The organism is Amycolatopsis sp. NPDC001319 (assembly GCF_042896185.1).
Classification (GTDB): domain Bacteria; phylum Actinomycetota; class Actinomycetes; order Mycobacteriales; family Pseudonocardiaceae; genus Amycolatopsis.
Window position 1 is genome coordinate 567,165 of the sequence record NZ_JBIAWY010000003.1, and the last position, 13,593, is coordinate 580,757.

Annotated in this window: 10 protein-coding genes; 8 read left to right on the forward strand and 2 right to left on the reverse strand. The window is 69.2% G+C overall.

Annotation, left to right across the window (positions count from 1 at the left end; all coding sequences use genetic code 11):
* The first annotated feature begins 3 nt into the window (after positions 1-3).
* From ACFY1H_RS13230 to ACFY1H_RS13250, 5 genes are read left to right on the forward strand one after another with little or no spacing between them, the layout of a single operon-like run.
* Positions 4-1,569: an ABC transporter ATP-binding protein gene (locus ACFY1H_RS13230; RefSeq protein ID WP_386946492.1), complete on the forward strand. Its 1,566-nt coding sequence runs from the start codon at positions 4-6 to the stop codon at positions 1,567-1,569.
* Positions 1,569-2,666: an ABC transporter permease gene (locus tag ACFY1H_RS13235; protein ID WP_366575571.1), complete on the forward strand. Its 1,098-nt coding sequence runs from the start codon at positions 1,569-1,571 to the stop codon at positions 2,664-2,666. The genes ACFY1H_RS13230 and ACFY1H_RS13235 overlap by 1 nt, the downstream gene beginning before the upstream one ends.
* Positions 2,667-2,686: 20 nt before the next feature.
* On the forward strand, positions 2,687-3,943 hold the full coding sequence (locus ACFY1H_RS13240; RefSeq protein ID WP_386946879.1) for an ABC transporter permease: 1,257 nt from the start codon (positions 2,687-2,689) through the stop codon (positions 3,941-3,943).
* Positions 3,943-4,329: a cytidine deaminase gene (locus ACFY1H_RS13245; RefSeq protein ID WP_386946494.1), complete on the forward strand. Its 387-nt coding sequence runs from the start codon at positions 3,943-3,945 to the stop codon at positions 4,327-4,329. Before ACFY1H_RS13240 ends, ACFY1H_RS13245 begins: the two co-directional genes overlap by 1 nt.
* Positions 4,326-5,603 (forward strand): thymidine phosphorylase, encoded by a 1,278-nt coding sequence (locus ACFY1H_RS13250; protein WP_386946496.1) that lies wholly within the window; start codon positions 4,326-4,328, stop codon positions 5,601-5,603. The genes ACFY1H_RS13245 and ACFY1H_RS13250 overlap by 4 nt, the downstream gene beginning before the upstream one ends.
* A gap of 211 nt (positions 5,604-5,814) precedes the next feature.
* Here ACFY1H_RS13250 and ACFY1H_RS13255 read toward each other — a convergent pair whose 3' ends face one another.
* On the reverse strand, positions 5,815-6,942 hold the full coding sequence (locus tag ACFY1H_RS13255; protein ID WP_366575567.1) for a PA containing protein: 1,128 nt from the start codon (positions 6,940-6,942) through the stop codon (positions 5,815-5,817).
* A gap of 211 nt (positions 6,943-7,153) precedes the next feature.
* On the opposite strand from ACFY1H_RS13255, the gene ACFY1H_RS13260 reads away from it, so the two are divergent.
* Together ACFY1H_RS13260 and ACFY1H_RS13265 are read left to right on the forward strand one after the other, a co-directional pair.
* Positions 7,154-8,245 carry an adenosine deaminase gene (locus tag ACFY1H_RS13260; protein WP_366575566.1) on the forward strand — a complete coding sequence of 364 codons (1,092 nt, stop codon included), beginning with the start codon at positions 7,154-7,156 and terminating at the stop codon, positions 8,243-8,245.
* Between the two features lie 111 nt (positions 8,246-8,356).
* Positions 8,357-9,571: an MFS transporter gene (locus ACFY1H_RS13265; protein ID WP_386946498.1), complete on the forward strand. Its 1,215-nt coding sequence runs from the start codon at positions 8,357-8,359 to the stop codon at positions 9,569-9,571.
* Between the two features lie 112 nt (positions 9,572-9,683).
* Here ACFY1H_RS13265 and ACFY1H_RS13270 read toward each other — a convergent pair whose 3' ends face one another.
* Positions 9,684-10,931, reverse strand: coding sequence for a primosomal protein (locus ACFY1H_RS13270; RefSeq protein WP_366575562.1), 1,248 nt, complete (start codon positions 10,929-10,931; stop codon positions 9,684-9,686).
* Between the two features lie 155 nt (positions 10,932-11,086).
* On the opposite strand from ACFY1H_RS13270, the gene ACFY1H_RS13275 reads away from it, so the two are divergent.
* On the forward strand, positions 11,087-13,591 hold the full coding sequence (locus ACFY1H_RS13275) for a DUF3516 domain-containing protein (RefSeq protein ID WP_366575560.1): 2,505 nt from the start codon (positions 11,087-11,089) through the stop codon (positions 13,589-13,591).
* The last annotated feature ends 2 nt before the right edge of the window (positions 13,592-13,593 follow it).

Here is a 13,593-nt window from a genome sequence, read left to right on the forward strand (position 1 = left end):
GCAATGAGCACTGCCGAGGCCGATGCCGTCCCCGACCGGGGCACGACGGCCGTCCAGCTGACCGGGATCACCAAGCGCTTCCCGGGTGTGGTCGCCAACTCCGACGTCAACCTCACCGTGGCCGCGGGCGAGGTGCACGCCCTCTGCGGCGAGAACGGCGCGGGCAAGTCGACCCTGATGAAGATCCTCTACGGGATGCAGCAGCCCGACGAGGGAACCATCGCGATCAACGGCACCGAGGTGAAGCTGCGCAACCCGCAGGACGCCATCCAGGCCGGGATCGGCATGGTGCACCAGCACTTCATGCTCGCCGACAACTTCACCGTCTCCGAGAACGTGTTCCTCGGCGCCGAGGCCCTCCACGGCATCGGCGGCGCGGCGCGCGCCCGGCTCAAGAAGCTCTCCGAGCAGACGGGCCTGCGCGCCAAGCCCGACGCGTTGCTGGAGGAGCTCGGCGTGGCCGACCGCCAGCGCGTGGAGATCGTGAAGGTCCTCTACCGCGGCGCGAAGATCATCATCCTCGACGAGCCCACCGCGGTGCTCGTGCCGCAGGAGGTCGACGCGCTGTTCGCCACGGTCCGCGAGATGCAGGCCGACGGCTACACCTTCCTCTTCATCTCCCACAAGCTCGACGAGGTGCGCTCGATCGCCGACACCGTCACGGTGATCCGGCGCGGCACCACCGTCGGCACGGTCGACCCGAAGTCCATCACCAGCCGTCAGCTGGCGGAGATGATGGTGGGCTCGGAGCTGCCGAGCCCACAGACGCGCGAGTCGACGGTGACCGACCGCGGCGTGCTGCGCCTGACCGGCATCAGCCTCACGGCCGAGAACTCGTCGCTCCGGCTGCTCGACGACATCGACTTCACCGTGCACGCGGGCGAGGTGCTCGGCATCGCGGGCGTCGAGGGCAACGGCCAGACCGAGCTCGTCGAGACGATCATGGGCATGCGCAAGGCCAGCGGCGGGCACATCGAGCTCGCCGAGGCCGACGGCAAGACCCACGACCTGGTGAAGCTGGGCACGCTCGCGCGGCGCGAGGCCGGCATCGGCTACATCGCCGAAGACCGCACGCGCCACAGCCTCCTGCTCACTCAGCCGTTGTGGGCCAACCGGATCCTCGGCTACCAGACGCGCAAACCCGTCTCGAGTGGACAGTTGCTCGACATCGCCGGCGCGCGTCGCGACACCGAGCGCATCGTCCGCGAGTACGACGTGCGCACGCCGGGCATCGACGTGCCGGCCGCCGCGCTCTCGGGCGGCAACCAGCAGAAGCTGATCGTCGGGCGCGAGCTGTCGGGCAATCCCGTGCTGCTCATCGCTTCGCACCCGACGCGCGGCGTCGACGTCGGTGCGCAGGCCATGATCTGGGAGCAGATCCGGCAGGCGCGCGCCGACGGGCTCGCGGTGCTGCTGATCTCCGCCGACCTCGACGAGCTGATCGGGCTCTCCGACACGATCCGCGTGATGCTGCGCGGGCGCCTGGTGAGCGAGGCGAACCCCGCCACGGTGACCCCGCAGGAACTCGGTTCCGCCATGACCGGTGCCGAAGAAGGTGAAGAAGCGTAATGACTTCGTGGCGCACGCGGCTGCTGCCGCCCCTGCTCGCGATCGTGTTCGCCGTGCTGCTCTCGGCGATCGCGCTCGTCATCTCCGGCGCCAACCCGCTGGAGGCGTACGGGACCATGGTGGGCCAGCTCTTCAAGGGCTCCACCGCCGTGGACACGGTGAACCTCGCGACGGTGTACTACCTGTCCGGGCTCGCGGTGGCCATCGGCTTCCAGATGAACCTGTTCAACATCGGTGTCGAGGGCCAGTACCGGTTCGCGGCCGTGGTCGCCGCGATCATCGGTGGCGCGCTGCAGCTGCCGCCGGTCCTCCACACCCTCGTGATCCTGATCGTCGCGGTCGCGTCGGGTGCGCTGTACGCGCTGGTCCCCGCCGTGCTGAAGGTGACCCGCGGCGTCAGCGAGGTCATCTCGACGATCATGCTGAACTCGATCGTCGCCGGCATCATCGCGTTCCTCGTCAACGCCGACCAGTTCGGCGTGCAGACGGGCAACAACATCGGCACGCGCACGATCGCGCCGTCGGGCCGGATTCCCGGCATCCCGCTCGGCTCGGGCGTGCTGTTCGGGTTCTTCTTCATCGCCATCGTGATCGGCATCGCCTACTGGTTCATGCTCAACCGCACGCGGTTCGGCTTCGAGCTCAAGGCGAGCGGCGAGTCGTCGACGGCCGCGGCGGCCGGTGGCGTGAGCGCGAAGCGGATGACGCTGATCGCGATGCTGCTCTCCGGCGCGGTGGCGGGTCTCGTCGCCATGCCGGAGCTGCTCGGCCGCGACTACAGCTACGGCATCACGGCCACGCAGATGTACGGCTTCACCGGTATCGCCGTGGCGCTGCTGGGCCGCAACCACCCCGGCGGCATCGCGTTCGGCGCGCTGCTGTGGGCGTTCCTCGACACCTCGGCGGTGTCGCTGGAGCAGATCAACGTGTCCAAGGAGATCGCGACGATCATGCAGGGCATCATCGTGCTGTCGGTCGTCGTCGCGTACGAGATCGTGCGCCGCGCCGACCTCGCGGCGGAACAACGCAGGGTGGGCCGGGCGCTCGCCGGCAACGGGCGCAAGGGTTCGTCCGTCGCGGAAGGCGGTGCGGTGTGAGCCAGGTGACGGAGTTCCCGATGCCGGATCCCGCCTCCGGGATCACCGAGCCGGTGATGCCCCGGCGGCGGATGCCCGGCTGGCTGCGCGGCGTGATCTGGGCCGTCGTGGCGATCGCGGTGATGTCCACGGCGTCGTACTCGACCGGTGTTTCGGCGCTGACGTCGAGCAACACGGCGTCGACCGCGCTGCGGCTCGCGCTGCCGATCCTGCTGTGTGCGCTCGGCGGCCTGTGGTCGGAGCGCGCGGGCGTGGTCAACATCGGCCTCGAGGGCATGATGATCCTCGGCACGTTCGGCGCGGCCTGGGGTGCGTACTACGGCGGTGTGTGGGTCGGCCTGATCTCGGCGATCGCGTTCGGCGCCATCGGTGGCCTGCTGCACGCGGTGGCGACGGTGACCTTCAACGTCAACCACATCGTCTCCGGTGTGGCGATCAACTTGCTGGGCTTGGGCGTCGCGAAATACCTGGCGAACCTGATCTTCGAGCCGATCTCGGGCAACCCGCGGCAGTCGCCGCCGGTGCCGAAGTTCGACACGTACTCCGCGTCGGGCCTGTCGGACTGGCTCGGCACGCTGGAGAACGAGCAGCGCGTGGGGATCTCCGACGTCGCCGGCATTCTGCGTGGTCTGGTCACCGGCATCGCGCCGCTGACGATGATCGCGATCATCCTGGTGCCGGTCAGCTACTGGATCCTCTGGCGCACGCGGTTCGGCCTGCGCCTGCGTTCGTGCGGTGAGAACCCGGTGGCCGCGGAGTCGCTGGGTGTCAACGTGTACCGCTACAAGTACCTCGGCGTGCTGATCTCCGGCGGCTTCGCCGGCATGGGTGGCGCTTCGCTGGTGCTGCTCAAGGGCGGCGCCGACTACCTGGAGAACCAGACCAACGGCCGCGGGTACATCGGTCTGGCCGCCATGATCTTCGGCAACTGGCGCCCGGGCGGCCTGCTCGGAGGTGCGGCGCTGTTCGGGTACGCGGACGGCCTGCAGCTCGCCGGCGGTGGCACCGCGGTGCTGGCGCTGTTGTACGGCGCGGTGATCCTCGTGGCGATCATCGTGATCGTGCAGCTGTTCCGGAAGCGCTGGCTGTCGGCCGCGCTCGGCGTGATCGCCGCCGGCGCGCTGTACGCGATCTACTGGACCAACGACACGTTGCCGAGCGACCTGATCCCGTACACGGCGCACTTCGTGACGCTGATCGTGCTGGCGGTGGCGTCTCAACGGCTCCGTCCGCCGAAGGCCGACGGCGCACCGTATCGACGAGGGGAGGGCGACTGATGTCGTTCGACTGGGACGCGCTGCGGGCCGCCGCGGTCACGGCCGCTGCTTCGGCGTATGCCCCTTACTCCGGCTTGCACGTCGGCGTCGCGGGCATCGTGGACGACGGCCGCATGGTGACGGGCTGCAACGTCGAGAACGCTTCGTACGGCCTGGGTCTGTGCGCCGAGTGCACGATGGCGGGCCAGCTGCGGCTGTCCGGCGGCGGCCGCTTGGTGGCCGTCGCCTGCCGCAGCGGCGCGGGTGAGCTGCTCATGCCGTGCGGGCGGTGCCGGCAGATCCTGTTCGAGCTGGGCGGGTCTGCCTGTCTGGTCGACACGCCACGCGGAATCCTGCCGATGTCCGACGTCCTGCCCGACGCCTTCGGGCCCGAGGACCTCCCGTGACCTTCGCCGCGGTCGACATCATCCGAACCAAACGCGACGGCGGTGTTCTGTCGGACGCGCAGATCGACTGGGTGGTGGACGCCTACACCTACGGGGTTGTGGCCGAGGAACAGATGGCCGCGCTGGCCATGGCCATCTACTTGCGTGGGATGACTCCCGGCGAGACCTCCCGCTGGACGGGCGCCATGATCGCGTCGGGCTCGCGGCTCTCGCTGTCCGTCGGGCGCCCGACGGTGGACAAGCACTCGACGGGCGGCGTCGGCGACAAGATCACTTTGCCGCTGGCGCCGTTGGTCGCTGCTTGCGGCGCGGCGGTGCCTCAGCTGTCCGGCCGCGGCCTCGGCCACACGGGCGGCACCCTGGACAAACTGGAGTCCATCCCGGGCTGGCGGGCTTCGCTGTCGTTGGCCGAGATCACCGCGCAGCTCTCTTCGGTCGGTGCTGTTGTCTGTGCGGCCACGGAGGGTTTGGCCCCGGCGGACAAGAAGCTGTATGCCCTGCGGGATGTCACTTCCACCGTGGAGTCGATCCCGCTGATCGCCTCGTCGATCATGTCGAAGAAGATCGCCGAGGGCGCGTCGGGCCTGGTCCTGGACGTGAAGGCGGGCTCGGGCGCTTTCATGAAGACGGTGGCGGACGCTCGTTCGCTGGCCTCGACTCTGGTCTCGATCGGCGCGGCTCACGGCGTCGCGACGACGGCTCTGATCACGGACATGAACGTGCCCTTGGGCCGCGCGGTCGGCAACGCCGTGGAAGTGGCCGAGGCAGTCTCGGTCCTCCAGGGCGGCGGTCCGGCCGACGTGGTCTCCCTGACGATCGCCCTGGCCCGCGAGATGCTCGCTCTGGCCGGTTTGTCCTCAGTGGACCCCGCGGCGGTACTGGCTTCGGGTGAGGCTTACGAAACGTGGGCCCGCATGATCACCGCTCAGGGTGGGGATCCTTCGGCTCCGCTTCCTGCACCTGCGCACGTCCACGTGATTCCGGCGCCTTCGTCGGGGGTGCTGGCCTCGCTGGACGCCTACGCGGTCGGCGTGGCGGCCTGGCGCCTCGGCGCGGGCCGCGCCCGCAAGGAAGACCCGGTGCAGTCGGCGGCCGGCGTGCTGTGCCTCGCGAAGCCGGGGGATCCGATTGTCGGCGGCCAGCCTTTGCTGGAGCTGCACACCGACACACCTGACGCAGTGGCCGGCGCTCTGGCGGCTTTGGAGGGGGCTTTCTCGGTGTCGGACACGGCTCCGGCTGTGGGACCGATCGTCCTGGAGACCATCCGCTCCTGACTCGCGGCCGAGTTGTTCACACCATCCCTGAGTTGTGGACAACTCGGCCCCCGATCGCCTTGGCCACCGCTTTTGTCGGTGGGGGCCGATCGAATGGACCAGCCCTGAACACAAGAGTGTCCCGCAGGAAGCCTGCGGGACACGTTCGCCAGGTGGTCCAGACGAAGAAAGCCCCCGCCGAGGCAGGGGCTTTCTCCAAGAGGACTAAACCTCACTCACCAGCAGCGTCTTCCGGCTCGGACCCGTTCTTCGCCTTCGGGTCCACCGCCTTCGGGGACCGGCCGTTGCGCGAGCTGCGGCGCGGCTGGCGCGGCGCCGGGGCGGGCGGGGCGATCTGCTGCACGGCCGGGCCGCCGCCCAGCATCAGTTCGGCGAAGGTGGCCATGGCCTCGTCCAGCTGGCCGCCGATCCGGCGCACGGACTCATCGTTCGAGCGGCGCACCAGGGAGTCGACGGAGTCGGTGTCGGGCTGCTTGGCGAGCGTGCCCTCGACCTTGGAGAGGCCGGTCTTGATGGAGCCGTCCAGGTCGCCCAGCTGGGAGACGAAGCCGTCTTCGACCTTGTCGAGGCGGTTGCCCAGGTCGTCGAGGCGCTGGGTGACCGTGTCGAGGCGGTTGACCAGACCTTCGAGGCGCTCGGAGGCGTCGACCATCTCGCCGGTCTCGGTGATGGCGGTGCGCAACGCGTCCGTGGTGCTGCCGAAGCGCTCGCGGGTGGCGCGGTCGAGCTCGTCGACGCGGGTGCGCAGCTCGTGGTCGGCCGTCTCGATGCGCTCGCGCAGGCTGGCGTCCGAGATCTCGATGCGCTCGCGCAGGGTGGCCTCCGCCAGCTCGATGCGCTCGCGCACCGGGCCCTGCGTGGTCTGCGGGATCGAGTCGAGCTTCGCGTCCTGCTTGTCCAGGTGGCCGCCCAGCTCGTCGAGCCGGCGGTGGATGTTCTGCAGCTTGTCCTCGAGCCCGTCCATCCGGCCGGCGACGCCCTCGAAGCGCGCGGCGACGCCGTCGAGCCGGCCGTCGAGCTGCGCGAACGGCTTGGCCAGCTTGTCGACGATGCTCTCGACCGCGTGGGTCAGAGCGGCGATCGCGTTGTCCTGGGCCTCCAGGCGCGTCATGGCCTCGTCGAGCCGCTCCGCGATCACGCCGACCTCGGTGCGGTCGGGCATCTCGGACAGCCGCTTGCGCACGGCGCCCAGCGAGTCGACCGGGGCGAGGCGCGCGTAGATGTCGTCCAGCGCGTCGAAGATCTGCTGCTGTTCGCTCTCGCGCACTTCGGCCGCGCGCACCAGCATGTTGCGCATCCGGTCGAAGGACGGAGCGGCAATGTGGTTGTCAGTGGTCACTGCTGTGTCCTTCGTCGGCGGGGAAATGGAAGGGACGTGGCCCGAAGCTTATCCAGTGAAAAATTGCTGTGCGTGTGGGCCCCGCTAAGACGGGATAACGGCGGCGTTACCCGGATGGCCGATTCCTTCCTTGATCGTCAAAGCTCAGGGTTGCCTCGACGCTCAGAGTTACCGCCATGTAGGGGAATGACAACAAGACTACCGTTGGTGCATGTCAGACGTAACCCCGCTCGACGCAGCGACCCTGCTCCGAGCCCCCAAGGTCCTGCTGCACGACCACCTGGACGGCGGCCTTCGCCCGGCCACCGTCGTCGAGCTCGCCGAAGCGACGGGCTACGACGCCCTGCCGACCACCGACGTCGAGGCCCTCGGCCGCTGGTTCCGCGAGGCCGCCGACTCCGGCTCGCTCGTGTCCTACCTGGAGACGTTCGCCCACACCTGCGGCGTGATGCAGACCGAGGAAGCGCTGGTCAGGGTCGCGGCCGAGGCTGTGGAAGACCTCGCGGCCGACGGGGTGGTCTACGCCGAGCTGCGCTACGCACCGGAGCTGTTCGTCGAACGCGGCCTGTCACTCGATGCGGTGGTCGAAGCGGTCCAGACCGGTCTCGACGAGGGAACACAGCGCGTGGCCGCCGCGGGCGGTGCGATCAAGGTCGGCACGTTGCTCTGCGCGATGCGTCAGCACGCCCGCGCGCTCGAGATCGCCGAGCTGGCCGTGCGCCACCGCGACGCCGGCGTGGCGGGCTTCGACATCGCCGGCCCCGAGGACGGCTTTCCGCCCACCCGAAATCTCGACGCATTCGAATATCTGCGTCAGAACAACGCGCATTTCACGATTCACGCCGGCGAGGCATTCGGTTTGCCGTCCATTTGGGAGGCCCTCCAGTATTGCGGTGCCGAACGGCTCGGCCACGGCGTCCGGATCGTCGAGGACATCAAGACCGATTCGGACGGAACGGTCCACCTTGGACGGTTGGCGAGCTACGTTCGGGACCGCCGCATACCCCTGGAGATCTGCCCGACGTCGAACGTCCAGACCGGCACCGTCTCCTCGTTGGCCGACCACCCGATCGCGCAGCTCGCCCGCCTGCACTTCCGGGTCACGGTGAACACCGACAACCGGCTGATGAGCGGATGCACGATGACCAGTGAATTCACCGCTCTGGCGACCACGTTCGGGTTCGGCCTTGATGATCTTCGCTGGTTCACGATCAATGCCATGAAATCCGCGTTCCTCGATTTCGACGCCCGGTTGTCGCTGATCAACGACGTGATCAAGCCCGGGTACGCCGCTCTGGCCTGACGCCGCTTGCTGCCGAACGCGACCGCCCGCCTGGTGGTTGCGTTCGTTAGCATGCCCAACTAAAGTTCAGAATGTAGGAACTAATTCTCAATATGTGAGACGGTGAGGAAGATGTCGCAGGTCGCGGCCGGGGAGTCGATACGCGAAAAGCCCAGTTCTCGACGGTGGCTCATCCTCGCGCTCGGCCTCGCCGCGCAGACCGCGAGCTGTTCCTTCCTCTACGGGCTGCCCTTCCTGGTCCCCGCGATGCGCGCCGCCGACGACCTGACGCTCGCCGAGGCCGGCACTGTCGTCGCCGCGCCGAGCATCGGCCTGCTGCTCACCCTGATCGTGTGGGGCGCGGCTGCGGACCGTTACGGAGAGCGTCTGATCATGGCCCTCGGACTGGGCGCTTCGGGGTTACTCCTGGTGTACGCCGCGCTGTGGCATCACCCGGTCGGGCTTCTCTTCGGCGTGTTCCTTGTTGCCGGAGCGTGCACGGCGTCGGTCAACGCGGCGAGCGGCCGGGTCGTGATGGGCTGGTTCTCGAAGTCCGAGCGCGGCATGGCGATGGGCATCCGGCAGACGGCCCAGCCGCTGGGCGTCGGCGTCGCCGCGCTGGGCCTGCCGCCGCTGGCCGCGCGCTGGGGGTTCCAGGCCGCGATGCTGCTGCCGGCCGTGCTGGCGATCCTGGTCGCGTTGCTGGTCGCGGTGTTCGTGATGGACCCGCCGCGGCCGCCGCGTCCCGCCGCCGGCGCTTCGAAGCCGCCTTCGCCGTATCGCAAGCCGTGGTTGTGGCGCGTGCACGGCGCGAGCGCGCTGCTGGTCGTGCCGCAGTTCACGGTGTCGGCGTTCGCGCCCGTCTACCTCGTGTCGCAGCAGCACTGGAGCCCGTCGGGCGCCGGCGTGTTCCTCGCGGTGGCCCAGGTGCTCGGCGCGGCGGGCCGGCTGGCATCGGGCTACTGGTCCGACCGCGTCGGCAGCCGCCTGCGCCCGATGCGCCAGCTCGCGATGGCCGGCGTGGTCGTGATGCTGCTCGTCGCCCTCGGCGACGCGACCTGGTTGTGGCTCGTGTTGCTCGCCCTGGTCCTCGCCGCGATCATCACGGTCGCTGACAACGGCCTCGGCTTCACCGCCTCCGCCGAACTCGCCGGCGTCGCCTGGTCCGGCCGCGCGATGGCCACCCAGAACACCGCGCAGAACATCGCGGGGGCCCTCACGCCACCCCTGCTCGGCCTCCTGATCGGCGACAGCCGCTACGCGCTGGCGTTCTGCGTGGTGGCGGTGTTCCCGGCGCTGGCGATCGCAGTGGTGCCGGTGCGCGCGGAGGCGGAAGCACACCACTGAGCGGGACGGATTCCGAACCGTTGTGCGGTGGCCCGGGCTCACGCGGGCCTGGAAAGACGCCGGCGGCCGCACCCTGGATTCGAGTGCGGCCGCCGGCGGTGCGTCAAGAGGTTCAGACCACCGTCAGGCGGTTCTCGAACGACTCCACCAGCTTGCGCCACGCGCTCTGCTCCGTGTCGAACGGAGCGCTCGGCTCGAGGCGGGTCGGGTCGGGGCGCAGGACGAACGAGACCAGCCAGCCGAGGCTTTCGTTCTGGGACAGGGCGGTCTCGACCGAGTCGTCCTCGGCCCAGTCGGCGGCGTCGGTGATGAGCTCGACCGCCAGCTCCAGCTGGTTGGGGTCGATGGACTCGACGCCCGCGGCGATGTCGTCGTCGAGGCCGGTGAGGACGTAGGTGTTCTCGGCATCGATGTCGATCTCGAGGTCGTCCGCCGCGGCCTTGGTCAGCACGTCGTCCCAAGTGGACACGTCGGCGAGGTCGGTGTCGGCCACGTCCTTGCCGTCCTTGAGAGCGGCGAGCAGGGCCTTCTCGGAGGGGAAGACGTCGATCTCGCCCTCGCTGCCGAGGAAGATCGGCTTGTCGTCGAGGTAGCAGCGCAGCGTGTAGTACTCGGCGCCGGCCGTGACGATCTTGATCGGGTCGATGCCGACCTCGCCCCAGAAGCCGACCGGCTCGTCGTCCTCGTCCTCATCGGAGTCGGGCGCGTCCACGGCTTCGAGGTCCTCCGGCTGCGCGGCCTCGGCCTCGGCCGACTCCTCGTGGAACGCAGCCAGCTCTTCGGCCGTCTGCTCCAGCACGGCGGCGTCGACCTCGGGCACGGTCACGAGGTTGTCGATCGCGTCGAGCACGATGTCCCACTTCTCGGACACGGCCTTCGACAGGTCGTTCCACAGGGCCTCGCCCTCGCGGCCGGTGAACGGCAGCCGGCCCTGCTCCAGGAGCGAGAAGCCCTCGTACGCGTCGAGGACCTCGTGCACCTCGTCGAGCTCGCAGACGTCGGCGAGCGACCGGACGATGCCGACGATCTCCGCGAGCTCCGCGATCGTCCACGAGTCGGGCTCCTCGGCGACCAGCTCGGGCACGCCGACGAGGTCGTAGGAGTGGTCGTCGTCCGGGATCAGCTCGGGCACGTTCAGCGCCGGCACCGCGTCCCACGCCGGGTGGTCGAGCAGGTCGTGCTGGTCGGACGTGCGCACGAAAGCGGCCAGGTGAGCGGCGTCGGGGAAGGCGTACAGGTCGTCCTCGTCGCCGAGGAACGCTTCCCACTCCTCGCCGTCCTCCCGCCACCGCGGAGCCCACAGGGTGACGACGTCGCCCTGCGGCAGCCCGAGCTCGATCGGGATGATGTCCTGTGCCATTCTGCGAACCCTCCGGAGTACCGCCCGTGTACGCGCGCCCGCCCGGAAGTATCCCCCGGTCGGTGCGCGGTACCGCGAAGCCTACGGGTTGGGGCAAGCAGCCGCGATCGCCCCTGGGGAACTGGCGGCCCGGGGATGGCACGATGGGCACCGCGATGACACTCACAGACCTCCTGCCAGCGGATCCCGACGCCGACTCCCTGTTCGAAGCCTTCTCCACGTGGACGGCCGAGCGGGGCATCCAGCTGTACCCGGCCCAGGAGGAGGCGCTGATCGAGGTCGTCTCCGGCGCCAACGTGATCCTCTCGACGCCCACCGGTTCCGGGAAGAGCCTCGTGGCCGTCGGCGCCCACTTCACGGCGCTCGCCCACGGCCGCCGCAGCTACTACACCGCCCCGATCAAGGCGCTGGTCTCGGAGAAGTTCTTCCAGCTCATCGAGATCTTCGGCGCCGACAAGGTCGGCATGATGACCGGCGACTCCAGCGTCAACGCGGATGCCCCGATCATCTGCTGCACGGCCGAAATCTTGGCGAACATCGCGTTGCGCTTCGGTGCCGACGCGCCCGTGGGCCAGGTGGTCGCCGACGAGTTCCACTTCTACTCCGAGCCCGACCGCGGCTGGGCGTGGCAGGTCCCGATCATCGAGCTGACGGGTGCGCAGTTCGTGCTCATGTCGGCCACGTTGGGCGACGTCTCGTTCTTCCAGAAGGACCTCACGCGGCGCACGGGCCGCTCGACGGCCGTCGTGACGTCGGCGCAGCGGCCGGTTCCGCTGACCTTCCGGTACGCGCTCACGCCCATCCACGAGACCATGTCCGAGCTGCTCCACGGCGGCCAGGCGCCCGTGTACGTGGTGCACTTCTCGCAGGCCGCGGCCATCGAGCGGGCGCAGACGTTGATGAGCATCAACGTCACGACGAAGGCCGAAAAAGACGCGATCGCCGACCTGATCGGTGATTTTCGCTTCTCCGCGGGCTTCGGCAAGACGCTCTCGCGGCTCGTGCGCCACGGCATCGGCGTGCACCACGCCGGCATGCTGCCGAAGTACCGGCGCCTGGTCGAGACGCTCGCGCAGTCCGGGCTGCTCAAGGTGATCTGCGGGACGGACACGCTCGGCGTCGGCATCAACGTGCCCATCCGCACGGTCGTGTTCTCCGCCCTGACCAAGTACGACGGCGTGCGCCAGCGCCACCTCAAGGCGCGCGAGTTCCACCAGATCGCCGGCCGCGCGGGGCGCGCCGGGTACGACACCGACGGGTACGTGGTCGTCGAGGCGCCCGACCACGTCGTGGAGAACGCGAAGGCCCTGGAGAAGGCGGGCGACGACCCCAAGAAGAGGAAGAAGATCGTCCGGAAGAAGGCGCCGGAGGGGTTCGTCAACTGGACGGAGAGCACGTTCGACCGCCTGATCGCGGCCGAGCCCGAGCCGCTCACGTCGAGCTTCCAGGTGTCGCATTCGATGCTGCTGAACGTGATCTCCCGGCCGGGCAACGCGTTCGACCACATGCGGCACCTGCTGGAGGACAACCACTCCGACCGGCCGACGCAACGGAAGCTGATCCTGCGGGCCATCGCCATTTACCGGGCGCTGCTGGCCGCGGGCGTCGTGGAGCGGCTGTCCACTCCGGACGCCGACGGCCGGATCGTGCGGCTGACGGTGGACCTGCAGTTCGACTTCGCGCTGAACCAGCCGTTGTCGCCGTTCGCGTTGGCGGCGGTGGAGCTGCTGGACGTGGAATCGCCGTCGTACGCGTTGGACGTCGTGTCCATTGTGGAGTCCACCGTGGACGACCCGCGACCGGTGCTGTCGCAGCAGCAGTTCAAGGCCCGCGGCGAGGCCGTGCAGGCGATGAAGGCCGAGGGCATCGAGTACGACGAGCGCATGGAGCTGCTCGAGGCGGTGACGTACCCGAAGCCGTTGGAGGAGCTGCTTTCCGCGGCGTACGCCAGCTATCGGCAGGGGCACCCGTGGGTCGCGGACTACGAGCTGTCCCCGAAGTCCGTGGTGCGCGACATGTACGAGCGCGCGATGAACTTCGTGGAGTACATCGGCTTCTACCAGCTGGCGCGCTCCGAGGGCCTGGTGCTGCGCTACCTGGCGGACACCTACGACGCGCTGCGCCACACCGTCCCGGACGAGGCGAAGACCGAGGCGCTGCAGGACCTCATCGAGTGGCTGGGCGAGCTGGTCCGCCAGGTCGACTCCAGCCTGCTGGACGAGTGGGAGGCCTTGCGGCACCCGTCGGCCGACGGTTCTCCGCTGGAGCGCACGCCTTCCGAACCACCCGCGGTCACCCGCAACGAACGCGCCTTCCGCGTCTTGGTGCGCAACGAGCTCTTCCGCCGCGTCGAACTCGCCGCCCGCCGGAACTACTACGCCCTCGGCGAGCTCGACGCCGCCACCGGCTGGGACGCCGACGCCTGGGAAGACGCCATCGAGGACTACTTCGACGAACACGACACCCTCGGCACCGGTCCCGACGCCCGCGGCCCGGCGCTGCTGCTCATCGAACAGGAAGCCGACTTGTGGCGCGTCCGCCAGATCTTCGACGACCCCGCCGGTGACCACGACTGGGGCATCAGCGCGGAGGTGGATCTGCGCGCGTCGGACGAGGTGGGTTCGGCTGTGGTGCGGATCGTGGACGTGAACCAACTCTGACG